The 18,449-nt window shown below is 42.5% G+C and carries 20 protein-coding genes and 1 tRNA gene; 1 reads left to right on the top strand and 20 read right to left on the bottom strand.

Annotated elements, in window-relative coordinates; genetic code table 11:
• Positions 1-158: 158 nt before the first annotated feature.
• The 16 genes from trmFO to RBH88_RS01960 form a co-directional block, all read right to left on the bottom strand.
• Positions 159-1,475 carry a methylenetetrahydrofolate--tRNA-(uracil(54)-C(5))-methyltransferase (FADH(2)-oxidizing) TrmFO gene (gene trmFO / locus RBH88_RS02035; protein WP_213696087.1) on the bottom strand — a complete coding sequence of 439 codons (1,317 nt, stop codon included), beginning with the start codon at positions 1,473-1,475 and terminating at the stop codon, positions 159-161.
• Between the two features lie 2 nt (positions 1,476-1,477).
• The gene (gene topA / locus RBH88_RS02030) at positions 1,478-3,595 is read right to left on the bottom strand and encodes a type I DNA topoisomerase (RefSeq protein ID WP_213690754.1); all 2,118 of its coding nucleotides are present in this window, start codon (positions 3,593-3,595) and stop codon (positions 1,478-1,480) included.
• Positions 3,596-3,616: 21 nt separating this feature from the next.
• A complete protein-coding gene (locus tag RBH88_RS02025; protein ID WP_213690753.1) occupies positions 3,617-3,889 on the bottom strand; it encodes a hypothetical protein in 273 nt (90 codons plus the stop codon).
• A 14-nt stretch (positions 3,890-3,903) separates the two neighbouring features.
• Positions 3,904-5,013 carry a DNA-processing protein DprA gene (gene dprA, locus RBH88_RS02020; protein WP_213690752.1) on the bottom strand — a complete coding sequence of 370 codons (1,110 nt, stop codon included), beginning with the start codon at positions 5,011-5,013 and terminating at the stop codon, positions 3,904-3,906.
• Positions 5,010-6,512: a YifB family Mg chelatase-like AAA ATPase gene (locus tag RBH88_RS02015; protein ID WP_213690751.1), complete on the bottom strand. Its 1,503-nt coding sequence runs from the start codon at positions 6,510-6,512 to the stop codon at positions 5,010-5,012. Before RBH88_RS02015 ends, dprA begins: the two co-directional genes overlap by 4 nt.
• Positions 6,509-6,877 carry a YraN family protein gene (locus RBH88_RS02010; protein ID WP_307879815.1) on the bottom strand — a complete coding sequence of 123 codons (369 nt, stop codon included), beginning with the start codon at positions 6,875-6,877 and terminating at the stop codon, positions 6,509-6,511. The genes RBH88_RS02015 and RBH88_RS02010 overlap by 4 nt, the downstream gene beginning before the upstream one ends.
• Before the next feature lie 4 nt (positions 6,878-6,881).
• Entirely contained in the window at positions 6,882-7,154 is a 273-nt protein-coding gene (locus RBH88_RS02005) for an EscU/YscU/HrcU family type III secretion system export apparatus switch protein (RefSeq protein ID WP_307879814.1), read from the bottom strand.
• Positions 7,151-8,209 carry a hypothetical protein gene (locus tag RBH88_RS02000; RefSeq protein ID WP_213690748.1) on the bottom strand — a complete coding sequence of 353 codons (1,059 nt, stop codon included), beginning with the start codon at positions 8,207-8,209 and terminating at the stop codon, positions 7,151-7,153. The genes RBH88_RS02005 and RBH88_RS02000 overlap by 4 nt, the downstream gene beginning before the upstream one ends.
• Complete coding sequence (locus RBH88_RS01995; protein ID WP_213690747.1) at positions 8,206-8,790, bottom strand: ribonuclease HII; 585 nt, start codon at positions 8,788-8,790, stop codon at positions 8,206-8,208. The genes RBH88_RS02000 and RBH88_RS01995 overlap by 4 nt, the downstream gene beginning before the upstream one ends.
• The gene (locus RBH88_RS01990) at positions 8,775-9,611 is read right to left on the bottom strand and encodes a GTPase (protein WP_213690746.1); all 837 of its coding nucleotides are present in this window, start codon (positions 9,609-9,611) and stop codon (positions 8,775-8,777) included. Before RBH88_RS01990 ends, RBH88_RS01995 begins: the two co-directional genes overlap by 16 nt.
• A 1-nt stretch (position 9,612) precedes the next feature.
• Entirely contained in the window at positions 9,613-10,152 is a 540-nt protein-coding gene (lepB, locus tag RBH88_RS01985; protein ID WP_213690745.1) for a signal peptidase I, read from the bottom strand.
• An 86-nt stretch (positions 10,153-10,238) separates the two neighbouring features.
• Positions 10,239-10,643: a hypothetical protein gene (locus tag RBH88_RS01980; protein ID WP_213690744.1), complete on the bottom strand. Its 405-nt coding sequence runs from the start codon at positions 10,641-10,643 to the stop codon at positions 10,239-10,241.
• A gap of 106 nt (positions 10,644-10,749) precedes the next feature.
• Positions 10,750-11,304: a 2-oxoacid:acceptor oxidoreductase family protein gene (locus tag RBH88_RS01975; RefSeq protein ID WP_213690743.1), complete on the bottom strand. Its 555-nt coding sequence runs from the start codon at positions 11,302-11,304 to the stop codon at positions 10,750-10,752.
• A 4-nt stretch (positions 11,305-11,308) separates the two neighbouring features.
• Entirely contained in the window at positions 11,309-13,177 is a 1,869-nt protein-coding gene (gene iorA / locus RBH88_RS01970) for an indolepyruvate ferredoxin oxidoreductase subunit alpha (protein WP_213690742.1), read from the bottom strand.
• The gene (locus RBH88_RS01965; protein WP_213690741.1) at positions 13,177-13,593 is read right to left on the bottom strand and encodes a thioesterase family protein; all 417 of its coding nucleotides are present in this window, start codon (positions 13,591-13,593) and stop codon (positions 13,177-13,179) included. The genes iorA and RBH88_RS01965 overlap by 1 nt, the downstream gene beginning before the upstream one ends.
• A gap of 163 nt (positions 13,594-13,756) precedes the next feature.
• Positions 13,757-14,173 carry a CoA-binding protein gene (locus RBH88_RS01960; protein WP_213695918.1) on the bottom strand — a complete coding sequence of 139 codons (417 nt, stop codon included), beginning with the start codon at positions 14,171-14,173 and terminating at the stop codon, positions 13,757-13,759.
• Positions 14,174-14,301: 128 nt separating this feature from the next.
• Here RBH88_RS01960 and RBH88_RS01955 point away from each other — a divergent pair.
• Positions 14,302-14,389: transfer RNA gene (locus tag RBH88_RS01955), tRNA-Ser, on the top strand.
• Between the two features lie 11 nt (positions 14,390-14,400).
• On the opposite strand, the gene lepB (RBH88_RS01950) is transcribed toward RBH88_RS01955, so the two are convergent.
• The 4 genes from lepB (RBH88_RS01950) to ftcD all read right to left on the bottom strand — a co-directional run bounded on the left by lepB (RBH88_RS01950) (position 14,401) and on the right by ftcD (position 18,408).
• Positions 14,401-14,919, bottom strand: a complete 519-nt coding sequence (lepB, locus tag RBH88_RS01950) for a signal peptidase I (RefSeq protein WP_213695917.1) — start codon at positions 14,917-14,919, stop codon at positions 14,401-14,403.
• Positions 14,920-15,071: 152 nt separating this feature from the next.
• On the bottom strand, positions 15,072-16,742 hold the full coding sequence (locus RBH88_RS01945) for a formate--tetrahydrofolate ligase (RefSeq protein ID WP_374047593.1): 1,671 nt from the start codon (positions 16,740-16,742) through the stop codon (positions 15,072-15,074).
• 115 nt (positions 16,743-16,857) lie between these two features.
• A complete protein-coding gene (locus RBH88_RS01940) occupies positions 16,858-17,481 on the bottom strand; it encodes a cyclodeaminase/cyclohydrolase family protein (protein WP_307879813.1) in 624 nt (207 codons plus the stop codon).
• A gap of 6 nt (positions 17,482-17,487) precedes the next feature.
• On the bottom strand, positions 17,488-18,408 hold the full coding sequence (gene ftcD / locus RBH88_RS01935) for a glutamate formimidoyltransferase (RefSeq protein ID WP_213690882.1): 921 nt from the start codon (positions 18,406-18,408) through the stop codon (positions 17,488-17,490).
• Positions 18,409-18,449: the final 41 nt, after the last annotated feature.

Here is an 18,449-nt window from a genome sequence, read left to right as displayed (position 1 = left end):
TTTCTAAACAATCAGAATGCCATAAAATTGCAATTTTTGCAACAAGATTTGCCTGAAAAAAGGCAAAAATATAACGACACAAAAAATTTTAAAATCATTGGAATTTATTATTATACATTATACAACAGAGGTCTATTATAAAAAATAGGGGGGGAGTCCTATTTTAGGTAACTTTTGTAAAATTCTTCTAAGAACAACATCGCTCTTTCGCCAACTTTTTGACATCGTTCTATTTTTTTACGTATTTTTACATCAAGATGGGGGAATATGCCCAAGTTTACGTTCATAGGGTGAAAAACCTTCGTGTCAGTTTCTGATAAATAACGGAGCAAAGAACCTATCGCTGTCTCTTTAGGCCAAATGGGCATTTCTGTTTGTCTCAAAGAAAACGCCATATAAATAGCAGCAACAAGTCCCATAGCGGTACTCTCAAGATATCCTTCTACTCCCGTTATTTGCCCCGCTAAAAAAAGATTTTTACGATCCCGTAAACGAAGAAAACCATCAAGTACAGTAGGTGCATTGACGTATATATTCCTATGCATAACACCATAACGGGCAAACTCAGCATCTTGAAGCCCTGGGATAAGTTTAAAAACTCGAGCTTGCTCTCCCCATTTCAGGCTTGTCTGAAAACCAACTAAATTAAAAAGAGTGCCATCTTTATTATCTTGTCGAAGCTGAACAACAGCATAGGGTTCTTCTCCTGTAAGGGGATTGGGCAAACCAACTGGTCTTAAAGGACCAAAACGGAGAGTATCGATACCTCTGGAGGCAATAACTTCTATTGGTAAACATCCCTCAAAATAACGAATGTCCTTTTCAAATTCATGACGTGTGGCTCGCTCTGCAGAGACAAGAGCATTCCAAAAACGAATATACTCTTCTTCGTTCATGGGACAATTTATATAATCTGCTTCTTGACCGTAGCGTCCTGCTTTGTACGCTTTCGTCATATCGATGGAATCGTAAAAAACTACCGGAGCTATAGCATCAAAAAAAGAAAAATATTCTTCTCCTGTTATTTTCTTCAATTCTTCTGCAAGAGAAGGGCTTGTTAAGGGACCTGTAGCAATAATAGCAGGTTCCTCCGGCAACGATGTCATCTCTCGTCTTTCAATTCTTATACAAGGATGTTCTGAAAGTTTTTTCGTTATGTAACCAGCAAAAGCGTCACGATCAACGGCAAGTGCTTTGCCTGCAGGAACGCTCGTATGATCTGCAGCTTCCATTATGAGACTACCAAGATAACGAAGCTCAGCCTTTAATATTCCAGCTGGGCTTGTCATATTATCAGCACCAAGAGAATTACTGCATACAAGTTCCCCCATCATATCGGTCTGATGTGCTGGGGTTGTTATTTTCGGTCTCATCTCTACTAAACAAACAGGATATCCTCTTTGTGCCAACTGCCAAGCTGCTTCGCTCCCGGCCAATCCGCCACCAAGAACCAGAATTTCGTTTGATCTGTCCATAATTACTTTTTCTCCTTTTTCCAACCACATTCGGGGCATTCTGGAAGACTTTTTTTGTTTTTGCGAACAAGTGGAGTTCCACACTCTGGACACTTTTCTCCTGTAGGTTCGTTCCATGAGACATATTTACATTCAGGATATCGTGAACATCCATAGAAAAACTTTCCTTTTTTACTTCTTCTTCGAACAACTTCTCCATTTTCAGTTTCCCCACATAGGGGACACTTCACACCAATAGTTTTCAGAATTGGGCGAGTATATCGACATTCAGGATATCCCGAACAGGCTATAAAATCACCGAAACGTCCTCGTTTTTTAACTAAAGGCTTCCCACATTCCGGACAATCCTCACCAATTGGCTCAGGTTCAGGCAAATCAACAGCCGATGCTTTTTTGGCTTCTTCTAGAGTTTCTGCAAAACCACCCCAGAAAGAACGGACTACATCAACCCATTCAAGCTTATTTTCTTCAATAAGATCCAATTGTCCTTCCATTTGAGCCGTAAAATTCGTATCGACGATGGGAGAAGGGCTTTTAGAGTCAAAATATTGAAGCAAGAAATCGTCTACTGTCATTCCCAAAGAAGTAGGTTCCAACCGTTTTTCTTCGTTCTTTTCAACATATCCTCTGTCGTAAAGAGTTTCAACAATAGTGGCATAGGTTGAAGGTCGTCCAACTCCTTTTTCTTCTAAAGTTTTTATAAGAGTCGCTTCTGAGTAGCGCGCAGCAGGTTTTGTAAAACGCTGTTCTTTAGAAATATCATGGCATATTAGCTCTTCTTCTGAAACTGCTGGAGCTAATTCGCTCCCTTTTAACTCTAATGGCCATAATTTTCCCCATCCATCAAAAATTAAAGTCTCTCCTGTTTGCCTTAAGCCATAAGAACCCGCTTCCACATCAAGAATAGCATTGGCAACAACGGCGGGAGCCATTTGCGAAGCAACGAAACGGTTCCAAATAAGAGAATACAGCTTGTATTGTTCAGGTGTTAATACACTTTTTAAGCTTTCTGGTGTCAACGTCACATCTGTCGGTCGAATTGCTTCATGAGCATCCTGACTTCTGGCTTTAGATGTAAACAGGTTGGCAGTTTTAGGAAGATATTCTGATGAATAACTTTGGGTAATATAATTTCTGGTCGCATCTAATGCTTCCGGTGCTATCCGGAGACTATCTGTTCGCATGTATGTAATAAGGCCGGCAGGACCTCGCCCTGGAATATTAATGCCTTCAAAAAGCGCCTGTGCAACAGCCATTGTTCTACGAGGAGAGAAACTTAAACGACGCGCACCTTCCTGTTGTAATGTACTTGTTTTAAAAGGAGGTAAAGGTTTTCTTTTACCTTCTTTTACTTTATATTCTTTTACAACTAAGGCAGCTGATTGAATATCGCTGGCGATCTTTTCTGCTTGTTCTGAGCTCGATATAAGAAGGGGCTTCCCTTCCTTCCAAAAAGATTTATTTTCAAAGCTCATAACCTTTAAATCATATTTCCTTTTATTATCGTTTGATAAGGCTTCCACATTGACATGCCAATATTCCGAAGGAACAAAATTTTTTATTTCTCGTTCCCTATCGCATATCAGATTGAGAGCTACAGATTGCACTCGCCCAGCAGAAAGGCCATAGCGTATCTTTTTCCACAATAGCGGACTTAAAGAATAGCCGACAAGACGGTCAAGAACACGACGTGCTTGTTGCGCATCTACTCTGTTCATATCTACGGACTCAGGCTTTTTAATTGCCGCTTTGACAGCCTTTGGCGTAACTTCGTAAAAACGGACCCGGCATTGCGATTCTGGATCAAGTTTCAAAATATCGCAAAGATGCCAAGCAATAGCCTCCCCTTCCCTATCAGGGTCAGATGCCAGTAGTATTTTCTGACTCCCTTGAGCAAGTTTAACTAATTCATTTTTTATTTTGGCTTTTCCTTTAACTAGAATATATTCTGGTTGAAAGTTGTTTTCGATATCAATAGCGATCCGGCTTTTAGGAAGGTCTTTGATGTGGCCAATGCTCGCTTTTACTGTATATTTTGATCCTAATATTTTAGAAAGAGTTTTCGCTTTTGTGGGAGATTCGACTACAACAAGAGTTTTCCCCGTTTCTTTCTTCGTCATAAGATCCTCCTTGTTTAATGTTTAATGGACAAAATACTGACCCTTTACTGAATCATAAAGCGAACCAGTCGAGTCAAAATGAGAAATTGTTGAATCTGCTGTTCTCTGTATGATGCTCATAAAAGTTATGGCATCAATATGCCCTCCACGAACCTGCCCGATCATCATGGCATCTTCTATAGCTATTTCTATAACGTTTCTAGCGTATTCTTCAGTGAGAAAAAGCTGGTAAATAAGTTCGAGAGCATCTTCTGTAAGAAACATTCTTTCAAGATCATGAACTAATCGCGTCAATATGATACGCTCCTTTACTTTGATTCAATAGAGGCCCTAAATCGGCCAGGCCCTGATGAATATATAAGATCTAACGCAGACAGATGACTCACGCAAGAGATAACATCAGCGGCAGTCATTTTACCTTGAGCAGTTAAGTTGTCAACTGTTTGGTCTCCATGATTTTGAATAAGATTGAGAATTTTTTGCTCTTTTTCACTTATATTCGGACATAACGATTTACTCTTTTCTTTTTTTGAGTTCAATAAATGAAGTTGTGTAATCGGTGACAGCGTTTCAGCAAAATCCGCTAGATCGACAAGAGGATGGGCACCGTCATAAAGAAGTTTATTGGAACCACTACATATTTTTTCATCTATCCGACCAGGCACAACCCATATTTCACGTCCTATATCCAAGGCAATCTGGGCTGTAACGATAGCTCCACTTCGCTTTGGAGCTTCAACTATGACGATTTTATCAGCTAAACCAGCTATTATCCGATTTCGTTTAGGAAAATGCCAAGGTTTTGCACTTATGCCTAAACCGTACTCTGTAACAAGAGCCCCAGAAGAGAGAATATTTCTAAATAATTCTTCATGCTGTTTAGGGTAAACATGGTCCAATCCATGGGCAAGCACAACTGCTGTCTCTCCTCCAGCATCTAAGCTTCCACTATGTGCTGCCCCATCAATACCAAGAGCTCCTCCGCTTAACAAGGTCCAGTTTTTATCTGCTGCCACACGCCCTAATGCTCTAGCCACCTGTTGCCCATAATATGTACTCCTTCGTGTTCCAACAACCGAAAGTATAGGTTTCTTAAAAGAATAATTTCCACGAACGTAGAGAACCAACGGTGCATTTTCCATCTTCTCTAGTTTTTTGGGATAGCCTGATTCTCCCATAAAAAGCAATTGCACTCCAACAGACTCACAACGATATCTTTCTTTCTCTGCCCATTGGGAGTGAACCAGATAGACAAGACGTTTATACGTTCGAGATGTAAGACTTTTCTTTTGTTCATCCGTTAAAAATCCGTTTCGGATCGTTTCAATTTTCTCTTCACTATCAGCAATTTTATCCCATAAACGGCGATCTGCTTCTATGGCATTTATAAGTAAAAGAGCCTCCTGACGAGGAGTCATAAAGAGACACTCCCCTTTCTATAAGCAAGAGCTTCGGCTACATGCGAGACTTCTACTTCAGAAGAACCGGCAAGATCCGCTATTGTACGCGAAACTTTTAACACTCTGCTTATTCCCCTTCCAGAAAGACGAAGTCGATCTGACATTTGGATCAAGAAAGAACGGACATCTCGGCTCAATTGCAAAGAACGTTTTATAAAACGCTCAGGAAGTTCAGCATTACAATGAAAACCATACTTTCCCCATCGTTTTCGTTGTCGCTCCCTGGCCATACAGACACGTTTACGAACAACTTTACTGCTCTCAACCCTTTGATTTTCGAAAGAAATTAATTCTTTCGGGAGAAGACGTGGAACAGACACGTGTAAATCAATGCGATCTAAAATAGGTCCGGAAATGCGTTTTCTATATCTCTCTTTCTCATATGCCGAACAAATACATTGTTCCACCATGTCTCCATCCCAACCGCAAGGACAAGGGTTACAGGCAGCTATAAGCAAAACACGACATGGGAAAACAACACGCCCAGCTGCTCGGCTTACTACTATTTTTCCATCCTCCAACGGTTGACGGAGAGCTTCTAAAAGATCCCGCCTAAACTCCGTAAATTCATCAAGAAAGAGAACACCACGGTGAGCAAGGCTTATCTCTCCTGGACGAAGAGCTGACCCTCCCCCGCAAATCGCAACAATACTTGCTGTAGGATGGACTGTATAAAAAGGTGGCTGGAGGGTCGCTTGGAAGTCAAGCTTGGCAGTACTGTGAACTTGAAGGCTTTCCAATAATTCTTCTTGAGAAAGTGGTGGTAAAATTCCTCGTATTGCTCTGGCAAGCATTGTTTTTCCACTTCCAGGGGAACCAACAAGAATCAAATTATGATGGCCTGCTGCTGCTATTTCCAGAGCTCTTTTAGCTCCACTCTGTCCTTTAATATCAGCCAAATCAGGATCGGCGACAATGTTCTCAGATGGAAGTATTTCTTTTCTAAGGGGAGAAAGTAATGTTCTTCCTTTTATATGATCGAATAATTGTTGCAGACTTGAAACAGCATATGCCTCTACATCAGGAACTAATGAAACCTCAAAGGCATTTTCTTGCGGAACAAAGAGGGGAATTTTAAGCTTCCGAGCCAAGAAGGCAGCTGGAACCACTCCCCTTGTTTTTCGTAATCGACCATCAAGAGCCAGCTCTCCCACAAAAAGAGCCGGTTTATTTAAAGAAATAACACCTAATTTCTGTGCAATACCTAAAGCTATAGGGAGATCAAGAAGGGCTCCTTCTTTAGGGCTGTCAGCAGGTGCAAGATTTACAGTAACACGTCCGCGAACTGGAATAAGAAGGCTGCGCAAAGCCGCACGGACCCTCTCCCGAGATTCTCGTACAGCAGCGTCAGGAAGGCCTACAACTGCGATAAAAAAAAGACCACCTGTTATTTCAACTTCAACTTCTACTTTCAGAGCTTGCACGCCTTGAAGCGTAATACCATAAATAGGGATCACAAAAAAGACATCCCGTTCGTAATATCTTTGAAATGTTCTATGGAATAACTATCATCTTTATGACACGTAATTCCCAAGAGATCAATTCTCCAAAAACCATTCCAATCTACTTTTTCCACATAGCAAGACCCTGCATATACCAATCTTCGCGTTTTCACAGGTCCCACCGATTCTTCAGGAGACATAAGATATCCTAATGATCGAGTTCGAACCTCTACTACAACAAGTTCATCCTTATCCATGGCTACTATGTCGAGCTCTCCCCGAGGAAAATAAACATTGCGATCCAGAATATTCCATCCCTTTTTATGGAGATAAGAACATGCTGTTTCTTCCCCCCAACGGCCAAGTGCAACATGATCCACGGTTTTATTCATCTCCTTTGTCAAGTTTATATAAGAAAGCAAGGATACGCGCTACAGCTTCGTAAAGATCTACAGGGATTTCTTCTCCTAGCTCAAGGGTTAAAAGAGCTGAAACCAATGCAGCATCTTCTACGATAGGAATATTTGCTTCCTTCGCAACTTCAATGATTCGCCTGGCGAGAAAATCTTCACCAAAAGCACCTACTCTAGGAGCATTATCTTTTTCGGGATTATATGAAAGGGCTGCCGCTTTTTTTCTTTTATCAAAAGCGTTCATATTTCTACATCAAACCTCCTATACACAATATCTCTCTCTATATCCTTCAAAGCAACGGAAATATATTGTGTATGGAGAGGGAGCCCATCTAGCAAATCGTAAAGCTCCGTTTTTCTTCTGCGGAGAATTCTTTGCACAGTCGGATTTTCCACCTTCAGTGTAACTCCCAGCGAATGACCTTCTGTTGCAACTTCTCCTGACACAGTTTTTAGATTGTAGCAATCCAGATCAAATGCAACTCTCCAAAAAGAATTTTTCAAATTTTCCAAACTTCTTTTTTCTACTCTTACTTTGGCGGCAAGTGTTTCTGTTTCTTCTCCTACAGGCCACCATGCTGAAAAAAAGGGCACGACTTCGCTATGATTCTGTCGCGCCGATTTCATAAGCAAACTATGGGCTTGCAAAAAACAACCTACATCGTCTGTATCTGACAATAAACGTCTTAACACCGCGTGAGGATTTTCCCCTTTTTCAAGTCCCTCATGAAACTTCTGGCGAATCTTTTTCCACACATCAAGAAGTTCTTCTTTGGAAAGACCTATATACCATACCAGAAGATTAATGTTTTGGGAGGATAAAGGCAAATTTCGAGCCCAGAGCTCCACAAGGGGGGCAAGCATGTTTTGCTTCCCTCCTGCGCGAATCCATGCTACTTGAAGACTTTTTAATACTTCCGTCGAGATAGGGAGTCCTCGAAGCAAAAGAGCTTCAGCTATAGGACGATCAGTTTCGGACAAGCTTCCCAGGAGAGCTACATCAACGTCACGAAGGCGAAGAACAGGAATGTCTCCTGACGTATCCCAAATGGCCTGAAATCGCTGACCTACAACGAGAGGAATATTAGCCATAGCTTTAAGATTCTGCGATCCTATTCGGACAAGATATCCCCCCTGCCATGTATCTATAACGCGCCCTTCAACAAGACTCCCATTGGCAATGGCCTTAGTGGATGAAGCTTTCGTAGACGAGACATTACTTTCAGACAGAGTCTGATGTAAACTTTCCGATACATTTTTTCCGCCAACCGGACCAGAAAGGCCATTGAGAGACGTCATGGCGTCGGGACCTTCCATGTAAAGCTTTTACGATGAATGGGCGATAGTCCAAAATGAGCAATAAGAGTTCGATGTTTCACGGTAGGATACCCTTTATGCTTGGCAAATTCATATTGAGGATACACCCTGTCTAAAGCTATCATAGCCCTGTCTCGTAAAACTTTTGCTATAACAGAGGCAGCTGCCACTTCTGGGATAAGGCTATCTGCCTTCGGCATGGCCTGTTGAGAAACACCCTCAAGATACGGAATTCGAATATTTCCATCGACAATAATTTCATCAAAGACAGGGGGCAGCTTTTTAACAGATCTATACATGGCCCAAAGAGTAGCCTGAAGAATGTTCATGCTATCAATACGCCGTGGAGAAGCAGCCTGGGCCTTCCAAACCACACCAAGACTAAGCATTACTTTAAAAATTTTCTCACGCTTTACAGGGGTAAGCTTTTTCGAATCATTGAGACCTAAAGCCAACAAACTTTCCTTTTGAGATGGCGTTAAAATGGCTGCAGCTGCAACAACTGGTCCTGCTAAAGGGCCACGACCTGCTTCATCAACGCCAATAATTAATCGATCTCCCATGGATACCGCTCCCCTGGCCATTCTAAAGTTATACGTCCAAGCTTTCCAGTCGAAAAAGTATCAAGAAAGCGCTGTCCTGCTAAAGAGAAATCAACACGTCCACCACTAACCAGACACCCCAAGCGACGCCCGATTTTTTCAAGAGTAATCAGTGATTCCTCAGCTTCATTCTCTATATTCCACTTCTCTTCTATCAAATGCCAATATCCACGTTCTTTTAAAAACTCAATAAGAGAAAGAGCAACAACATCGGTCCCACCTATAACCTGAGCCTTTGAGCTTCCAAGCCAGGCCAAACGGCGATGGACTTCATTATGTGAATGGGGATCAAGTATTCCAGGAGAATCTACAGCAAGAATATCTTGTCCCTTATACCATGAAACACCTTTAGTAACTCCGGGAATACCTCCAACCTGAGCTCGTTTTTTACCCACGAGAAGATTCAAAAACAATGATTTCCCCACATTGGGGATTCCAACAACAGCAAGGCGAAGTTCTCTATGGGAAGGCTTCATCTTGGTTAAATCACGACGCAACGATTGTATTTTCCCCTCTAAGAGATTGAATGCCCAAGCTTTACTTTTCTGAGAAGCAAAGAAACTTAACCAAGCTTTTGTTGCCCCTTCTTCAGCGAGATCAGCTCGAGTAAGAACGATATATACAGGGCATATCTTGGAAAGCTGAACAGCCATCGGCGAAGACGTAAGCTGCGGAGCTCTTGCATCGCGAAGTTCGAAAATAATATCTAGTTTTTTGGCTAATTCCTCCAGTTTGCGCTTACCTTTAGCCATATGTCCTGGGAACCAAACTGTACGTGGCACGTTAACGAACAACTCCTATTCTATTGAGAGGCCAATATCGAAAAAGGACAGGGCCTCGAATATTTTTTTGGGGGACAAATCCCCAATAGCGGCTATCCTGAGAGTGAGAACGATTATCTCCCATGGCAAAATACATTTTTGCAGGTATATGTACGGGAACATTCGGGAAAATCAAATTTGGCAAAAGTGTATAATCATCAGCTTGTTTAACATAGCCTTCATGAAGAGGATTATTATTTATATAGACAACTCCATCTTTAATATGAAGAGTATCCCCAGGAAGACCTATGATTCTTTTAACAAAATCTCTTTTAGGGTCTAAGGGGAATTTAAAGACAAAAATATCTCCCCGCTTAGGTTCTCGAAAAGTATATAGAAATTTTGCTACCAAAACTCTGTCCCCTGGTTCTAATGTAGGAAGCATAGAGCCACTTGGGATCCAAAATGCCTGCACAATAAAAGTTCTTAAAATGAGTGCAAGCACAAGAGCCCATAATATTGTTTCAACAAATTCTCTCCACCATGGCCTCACTTCCGCCATTAAACGAACCCCCACTTCTACTACATTATCGGAATTGTCTTTTTATACCCCAGTACTTTTGAGATTTCAATAGAGATGTATTCAGTTTACCTTTTTTCTTCGATGCTGACAAAACAATGTGGTGAAACAATGACTTTACAAACTTTTTCCCCTTGCTGAGGTCTTGTTGAAACATCAAGAACAAACGCAGGAGAAATCGTATGCCAATAAGGACTATATAGCGGAGCTCTATTGAATCCTCCCATCTGAAACCATGCACGACCATGAGCATCATAAATCTCTCGTTCTCCAGTATCCCACGTAATCCTTATTTGATCGACAGGACGATCTCCTGGCAAGAGACGAATAATACACGAAGTTCTTTCTAGTCTGCCCTTTGTTAATTGCGATTCAAACCACAGAGCAAAACGTTCCGCTTCTTGTCTGGCTTTATAACAAGAAGAATTAACTCGAAAAAGAGGCCGAAAGCCAGCACAAAAAACTCCCAACATTATTATCGTTATAGCACATACAACAAGGAGCTCAAAGGACGAAAAACCTTCACTAATAAAAAGAGGGAGCCCTTTTGAGCTCCCTCCACATAACCTCTTTTTAATATTACGAAAGGGCATCGTACCCGAGGTTGAGAACTTTCAAGTTTGCATCTGCAAACTTTTCTGGAGATAACTGATTTATAGCTTCCCGAACTTCGTCAATTTTAACATTGCTGACATTAGATGCACAAAGAGCTCCTAAAATGAGAACATTTAAGAAGAGAAAATTACCCCCCATATGCTCTTTTAAAAGGTCATACCCTTTGATCTTAAAAAGTTTTATGTCCTTTTTTCTCAAGTAATTGTCAAGATGGCTATTACCAAAAGCTTTTTCGTCAAATATATTGACAATCAAATTTCCTCCGTCACGAAGAAAGTGTAGATTTCTTATAGCTTCATTTTGATCAAAAGCCAAAAGGATATCAGCTTCTCCAGCCTTTACCAACGGACTTTTATACTCCCCTATTTTGAAATGGCTGATAACAGAGCCTCCGCGTTGCGCCATACCATGAACTTCGCTACCCATTACATTCTCTTTCCGAGACATGGCTATATGGCCCAATACCTTTGTTGAAAATAAAATTCCCTGTCCACCAATTCCAACTATGACATACTGCATGGGTCTACGCCTCCTCCACAGGAATTATAGCCCCGTGCGGACATACTTGAGTGCAAACGCCGCAAGATACACAGAATCGTTCATCGATGTAAGCTTTCTTCTTAGCTTCGTCAAAAACAAGCCCAGGGCAATTAAAGAAATTGATGCAGAATTTACAACCAATACATTTCTCCGAATCCACTTTTACCTGAATCTTATCTTGTTTCTCTCGAAGAAGCATGCATGGGTGCTTAAATATAAGCACAGCTGGTTCCTGATGTTCTTTTGCGTATTCCCAGGCTTCTTTTACCAACCTTTTGCCTTCTTCCACATCATAGGCTTCAAGAGTTTGCACATAGTGAACGCCACAACCCCGAACAACCTGCTCGATTTCTACTATTCGCCCCTCATCCCCTTTGCGCAACTTATCTCCTACAGAAGGATTCGACTGGGCACCTGTCATCGCCGTTGTTCTGTTATCAAGAATGCTTAAAACAAAAGCGTGCTTGTTATATACTGCGCTAACAAGCCCGGGTATTCCCATGTGGAAAAAAGTAGAGTCGCCTATTGTGGAAACAATGGGTTGATCCTTTCCCATTACTTTATGAGCTAAATAAAGGCCAGAAGCCATAGTTACAGACGCACCCATATCCATAACGGCATCTGCTCCCTTCTGATTAACAGAAAGGGTATAACAACCAATATCAGATGGGTTAATGGCATTCGGAATAGCCTGACGAATTGCAAAAACGCTTGCTCGGTGAGGACAACCGGGGCATAACATAGGCTTTCTCGGAGTTATCTTTAACTCTTCAAGAGCTGCCTTCAGGTCGCTATCAGCACCAACAGCTTTCTCTTCGTCAAGAGCCTTAAGAATGATAGATTCAATAACTTCAGGTAAAAGCTCACCTGCTCTTGGAACAAATCCATTCCAGCGCCCCTTGACCTTTGTTCGGTCTAAGAGCTGCATTTCAACAACAGGATAGGTTTCTTCAAGAACAAGAACATTTTCATGGCGATTGATAAAATCTGTCACCATTTTTATTGGTAATGGCACTGGAGTTCCGATTTTCAATATGGAGATATCTTCACGTCCCCAAGCCTTCAAAATATCATAAACAATAGAAAAAGAGACGCCAGAGGCAATAATGCCAAGCTTGGCTTTGCCTTTTGCAGGAATTTCATAGTTATATTTGCTATATTCTGTTTCGAAATCTTCTCTGATTTGATCGTTTTTCTTATTGAGTTTAGGATGGTTGATTCTGACAGTAGCAGGAAGACAAACCCATCGTGCCGGATCTTTTTCAAAACGTATCTCTCTGTCTATAGTAAGAACATCTTTTATATCTACGTCCTGACGACAGTGATCTACGCGTACACTCGGTCGAAGCATTGTAATGATGTTGTATTTCTCCGAAAGATCATATGCATCGAAAACCATATCTTTCGCTTCCGCCGCAGTCGAAGGATCAAAGCATGGCACTTTAGCAAAATATGCAAAAAAGCGGCTATCCTGTTCTGTCTGAGAACTATGGGGACCTGGATCATCAGCTACAACTAATAGCATTCCACCCTTCATATCGAAATGAGCAGCACTCATAAATGGATCGGCAGCAACATTCAAACCAACTTGCTTCATAACGACGCAAGATCGAACTCCTGTAAAAGCTGCTGACGTTGCCATTTCAAAAGCTACTTTTTCATTTGCTCCCCACTCAACGGCTGTAGAAGTTCCGAGCGCATCTGCAAACTTAGCCACTGCTGGCAAAATCTCCGAAGAAGGAGTTCCTGGATATGCAGTAGCCACAGCACAGCCGGCTTCCACAATACCACGAGCGATGGCTTCATTGCCCAAGAGTATCGCCTTTGTGCTCACCGTACACGCCACCTCCATTATTTTTCTTCAATAAGTTTTTGAATCCAGAGATAAAAAGGATGTTTTCTTCGAAGCAACTTTCCCTCTTTATCAACAAAGGCATGACGAGTTGTGCCCTCTGCCAATGTTTTTTTATCTTCTTCTCTCTCAATACGATATCCAAATCGCATACTCGACACTTTTATTTCTTCAACCCACGTTGTAACAGTCAGGTTATCATCGTAACGTGCTGGGGATAGATATCGACAAGATGCCTCCACTACCGGTAAAAGCACCCCTTCTTCTTCCCATTTAGTGTAGGGTATACCTAAAGCACGACAATATTCAGTACGTCCAATCTCAAACCACGTTAAATAATTGGCGTAATAAACAATTCCCATTTGATCTGTTTCGCTATAACGAACTCGCAAAGAAATGGCAATTTCATGATACAAAGGGGAAAACCTCCCTTAAAACAAAGAATAAAAAGTAGCTCTATGAAGGATTTTAGGCAAGAAAAAGGAATCGTTCTTTATAGAATTATATACCATAGATACCAAAAGTGTGACAATTTATGGCTATCGTTAAAATTGTATAACGTATTTTGCCTATAATAAATTAAAAACACCACTTACGATGGGCTACCATCATGCATTCATGACTAACGACAAAAAAGCCTCTTTCCTCAAGCCATAATTCCACTGTTGGATTCTCCGCTCCCGGCTGAAACCAAACTACCGGATGATTTTTTTTATTCTTCACTAATTCTTCTGCTACAGGTTGTTGCAAGGAAGGTGAGAGAAAAAAAGCAACAACATCAATAGAATCTGGTATTTCGCTCAAAGAATCAAAACAGGGAATGCCGAGAATTTCCTTTCCTTTATATGCTGGGTTTACAGGATAAAGTGTGTGACCAATTTTTTGAAGATAATTCATCACACCATAAACAGGTCTGTTTTCTTTCGGGGAAGCTCCTATTATGGCGATAGAAGAAGGGGTACAAATGTATTTTTTGATCACTTCCATTCTCTCCATCGCTAGTCCTCCTCTTTAAGAAATAAAAATCTCTAAAATTATAGCCCATCTTTTCTATGAAAAGGGTTGTCTGCTTCCAGACCAATGTGTATAATACATGCCCGGACACATGTCCCTTTAGTATAAGCGGAGGACTGGCCGAGTGGTCGATGGCGGCTGACTTGAAATCAGTTGAGGCGTGAGCCTCCAGGGGTTCGAATCCTCTGTCCTCCGCCATTTTCATGCCTTTATTTAGGAATACCTACCCTCGGTAGAGGCCAGAAACGGAAAAATGCAGGGCCACGCAAAGCTTCCTTAGAAACAAACTGATGTTCCCAGTAACGTCCATCCCATGAATTAGGCCTGTTGTCTCCCAACATAAAGTAGTGATCTTGCGGCACTGTTATAGAATTCATTGAAACTGAATCATGATTTTGTATATAGGGTTCCTGAAGAGGCTCACCATTTACATAGACAACGCCATCCCGAATTTCTATCGTCTCTCCTGGTAGCCCGATGATACGTTTTACAAAATCCTTTTTTGTATCGTCAGGAAATTTGAAAACCACAATTTGTCCCCGCTTAGGTTCGGAGAAGTAATACCAAAATTTAGCAGCCATAACGCGGTCTCGAATTTGCAAAGTCGGTATCATCGATCCGCTTGGAATCCAATAAGATTGAACTACAAAGGTACGGAGAACAAGCGCAAGCGCCACTGCCCAAAGAACAGTTTCAAGGGTCTCGCGCCACCAGGGTTTAACAGACATAAAATAACCTCCATCACAAGCTTTAATTTTTAACACTCTTCTATGAGAGAATCCTAAAAAAATATACCACAAAAGGAAAAATAGAGACGCAAAAATAAAAATAACGGCCGACTTAGTTTAAGTCGACCGTTATTTTACAGATTCTCTAGTTTTTAGAACAAGCCGGTAATATTTCCGTTATCGTCAACGTCAATTCTCATAGCGGCTGGAACTTTCGGAAGGCCAGGCATGGTCATTATCGATCCCGTTATGGGAATAATGAAACCTGCTCCCGCCGACAGGCGAACTTCTCTCACCGTCAGCTCAAAGCCTTCTGGACGACCTATCAACGTCGGGTTATCAGAGATGGAAGCCTGCGTCTTCGCCATGCATATCACCAAATCATCCTTACCCAAACGATGAATCTCTTCAAGGTCTTTCTCGGCCTGGGCCGTATAGGTCACACTCTTCGCTCCGTAGATCTCCTTCGCTATCTTCTCGATCTTTTCCTTCGGGCTCAATGTCGTCTCGTACAGCTGATGGAAGGTGTTCTTCGCTTCTACTGCCTTCAATACCTCTTCCGCCAACTCTATGCCGCCTTCGCCGCCCTTCGCCCAGATCTCCGACAGCGCTACCGATACACCGAGGGCTCCACATCGCTCGCGCACAAGCTCAAGTTCTCTCTCCGTGTCTGTCGGGAAACGGTTGATTGCCACTACAACTGGAAGACCGAAGCTCTGCATGTTCTCTATATGCTTCTCAAGGTTCGGAATCCCCTTCGATAACGCCTCTATATTCTCATTCGTCAGGTCGCTCTTCGCCACTCCGCCATGCATCTTCAAGGCTCGGACTGTCGCCACGATCACTACCGCCGATGGGTTCAATCCACCCATACGACACTTGATGTCGAAGAACTTCTCTGCTCCAAGATCCGCTCCGAATCCGGCCTCGGTAATGAAGTAATCGGAAAGCTTCAGACCATATTTCGTCGCCTGCAGGCTGTTGCAGCCGTGGGCTATATTCGCAAAGGGACCTCCGTGAACAAAGGCCGGGACATGCTCAAGAGTCTGCACAAGATTCGGCTTCAACGCATCTTTCAACAAGACCGCCATTGAGCCCTGGGCGTTCAGATCCCCTGCCGTTACGGCCTTACCTTCGTACGTATAGGCAACTACAATTTGGGAAAGACGCTCCTTCAACTCATGAATGCTGCCTGAAAGACACAGAATGGCCATCACTTCGGAGGCTACCGTAATATCAAATCCTGACTCGCGAGGCACACCGTTCGCCTTCCCTCCAAGACCGACGATCACGTTCCGAAGGGCTCGTTCGTTCAGATCCATGACTCGACGGAAAACAACTCGGCGCGAATCTATGTTCAATACGTTGCCCTGCTGCAGATGGTTATCGAGCAAGGCTGCCAGCAAGTTATGGGCTGCCGTTATTGCATGAAGGTCTCCGGTAAAGTGGAGGTTGATATCCTCCATGGGAACAACCTGGGAGTAACCGCCTCCTGCCGCACCGCCCTTGACTCCGAAGCTCGGCCCCAAAGACGGCTCGCGAAGACCTATGCTCACCTTCTTGCCAAGCTTCGCCAGGCCCTGGGCGAGACCTACTGTCGTCGTTGTCTTTCCCTCTCCTGCCGGAGTCGGGGTTATGGCTGTCACCAATACAAGCTTTCCGTCCTCTCGATCCTTGATCCGATCCCAGAGTCCGTACGTTACCTTCGCCTTGTACTTTCCGTAAAGCTCCAATTCCTCTTCGTCGATACCTAACTGAGAAGCTATCTCCACAATAGGCTTCATTTGGGCCTGCTGTGCTATTTCAATATCGCTTAGCATCATTCGTTGCCTTACCTCCTCTGCTCATTTCTCGTGCGAAAGATATTTTAAGGGCAAAAAGGGGCAGAAAAGTATTCTGCCCCTCTATGGACATTACCACTATAAGATATAAGGATTTTTAAAGTTTTGAATCTACTTTTTCCTGAATCGCCTGGCGAAGAGAGATGCCTTCTTCAAGCATTTTCTCAACAGCAGTTTTTTTCTCCGCTACATACGCTTCATCTTTTATAGAAGGAAGGTTAATACGCACATTCATAATGGCACCTTCCAGACCGGCTAAAGCCTGTGCAGCAGCGACACCCATATCACTCATAGCATTTGTATTTCCCTTATCGACAATACTATCGGTTAAATGAATAACGGCGAGGCATTCTTCAGCTATGGCAAAAGGCGAGTCGCATGCCCCTTTAAAGGCTTCCTGGATTGCAGCTTTACGTAGCGCTTTCTCTTCTTCAGTTTCTTTTTTCATTTTAAAAGCGGCCATAACCTTATTAAAGGCATCTGTATCCTTGTCAATTCTTTCAAGCAAACTTGTGTACAGATTATCCGCTTGTGCACGAGCATCTGTCATTATTGCCTCATAGGCCTCATATCCTTTTTTTTCTATGGTCAAGTTGCAAACCATAGAGACAAGGCCAGCTCCCAAAGCTCCAGAAAGAGCAGCTACACTACCGCCACCTGGAGCCGGTGATTCTGAAGCAAGTTCTTTTACAAAAGCTCGTAAATCCATTTCCGCTAACATACGCATCTACTCCTCATCATCAAGTGCTAGAATATTATTCTCCAGAATCTGATTGCGGTCAAAATCAACGATGCGAAGGAAATATTCAGCGCAGTTCAGTAAAGCATCCTGCGGAAGAGTACCACAAATCTGCGTTCCAATTATAGTAAGTCCAAAACGGCGAGCTTCATTTTCTACAACCTGAAAAGCTCTGTAAATTGGCGTATTGACCGTATCAAACATATTCATGGAGACAGCTACATTATCGTAACCATCCGGCTTAAATGCAACTGAACGAATTGTGCTGAAACCGCCACTGGGACCTCTCATCATTTTGGCTATTTTCTTTCCAATTTCAAGGTCTGTCGTGTTCAAAATCATATTAACAGCTACCAGATTATGAGTTGCGGCACTGACTATTGTAGCACCTGCTGTGGGATGAAGCTTTGCAGGGCCAAGATCAGGACAACGCTCAGGTGTATGAGCTACTTCTTTCAAGCCTTCATACTGACCTTTGCGGATATATGCCAATTCTTTGCGCTCAGGCGTTCTGGCATTCTCGCCACTGAAGTAAACAGGAACCTGATAACGCTCCCAAATTTCTTTACCGATTTCTTCGGCAAGCTGGGTGCACTCTTCAAGAGAAATATTTCGCAGCGGGAAAACTGGAATTGTATCCTGTGCTCCGATACGAGGATGTTTTCCTTCCTGCTTTTCCATATCAATCAATTCGTAGGCTTTGCCTGCCATCTTGAGGAGAGCTTCTTTAAGAGGCTTGGGCTCTCCTAAACATTCGATAACAGTTCTATTAAAGTCTGCATCGGGGAAATATCCGATGAGTTTTACTCCTTTGGCATTGCGGATTTCATCAACGATAGCTTCAATAACATCCTTGTCTCTTCCATTGCTAAAGTTAGGTACTGCTTGTACATACTGTCTTTTAGACAATTGTGGTTCCTCCAATCAATTGGTAGAATGTAAAATAGTTG

Source organism: Aminobacterium sp. MB27-C1 (assembly GCF_030908405.1).
In the GTDB taxonomy this organism is placed as follows: domain Bacteria; phylum Synergistota; class Synergistia; order Synergistales; family Aminobacteriaceae; genus Aminobacterium.
Note: the sequence above shows the minus strand (reverse complement) of the source record. Positions and strands in the feature narration are given on the sequence as shown.

Bases quoted from the DNA above. Each gene is read 5' to 3' on its own strand.
- RBH88_RS01995 (WP_213690747.1), bottom strand. From the start codon at position 8,790: ATGGGAGATCGATTAATTATTGGCGTTGATGAAGCAGGTCGTGGCCCT.
- RBH88_RS01975 (WP_213690743.1), bottom strand. From the start codon at position 11,304: ATGCAGTATGTCATAGTTGGAATTGGTGGACAGGGAATTTTATTTTCA.
- RBH88_RS01960 (WP_213695918.1), bottom strand. From the start codon at position 14,173: ATGGAGAGAATGGAAGTGATCAAAAAATACATTTGTACCCCTTCTTCT.
- RBH88_RS01940 (WP_307879813.1), bottom strand. From the start codon at position 17,481: ATGTTAGCGGAAATGGATTTACGAGCTTTTGTAAAAGAACTTGCTTCA.
- iorA (WP_213690742.1), bottom strand. From the start codon at position 13,177: ATGGAGGTGGCGTGTACGGTGAGCACAAAGGCGATACTCTTGGGCAAT.
- lepB (WP_213695917.1), bottom strand. From the start codon at position 14,919: ATGTCTGTTAAACCCTGGTGGCGCGAGACCCTTGAAACTGTTCTTTGG.
- trmFO (WP_213696087.1), bottom strand. From the start codon at position 1,475: ATGGACAGATCAAACGAAATTCTGGTTCTTGGTGGCGGATTGGCCGGG.
- RBH88_RS01945 (WP_374047593.1), bottom strand. From the start codon at position 16,742: ATGATGCTAAGCGATATTGAAATAGCACAGCAGGCCCAAATGAAGCCT.
- RBH88_RS02000 (WP_213690748.1), bottom strand. From the start codon at position 8,209: ATGACGTCTCTCAATGGCCTTTCTGGTCCGGTTGGCGGAAAAAATGTA.
- dprA (WP_213690752.1), bottom strand. From the start codon at position 5,013: ATGACTCCTCGTCAGGAGGCTCTTTTACTTATAAATGCCATAGAAGCA.
- RBH88_RS02005 (WP_307879814.1), bottom strand. From the start codon at position 7,154: ATGAACGCTTTTGATAAAAGAAAAAAAGCGGCAGCCCTTTCATATAAT.
- topA (WP_213690754.1), bottom strand. From the start codon at position 3,595: ATGACGAAGAAAGAAACGGGGAAAACTCTTGTTGTAGTCGAATCTCCC.
- RBH88_RS01980 (WP_213690744.1), bottom strand. From the start codon at position 10,643: ATGTTGGGAGTTTTTTGTGCTGGCTTTCGGCCTCTTTTTCGAGTTAAT.
- lepB (WP_213690745.1), bottom strand. From the start codon at position 10,152: ATGGCGGAAGTGAGGCCATGGTGGAGAGAATTTGTTGAAACAATATTA.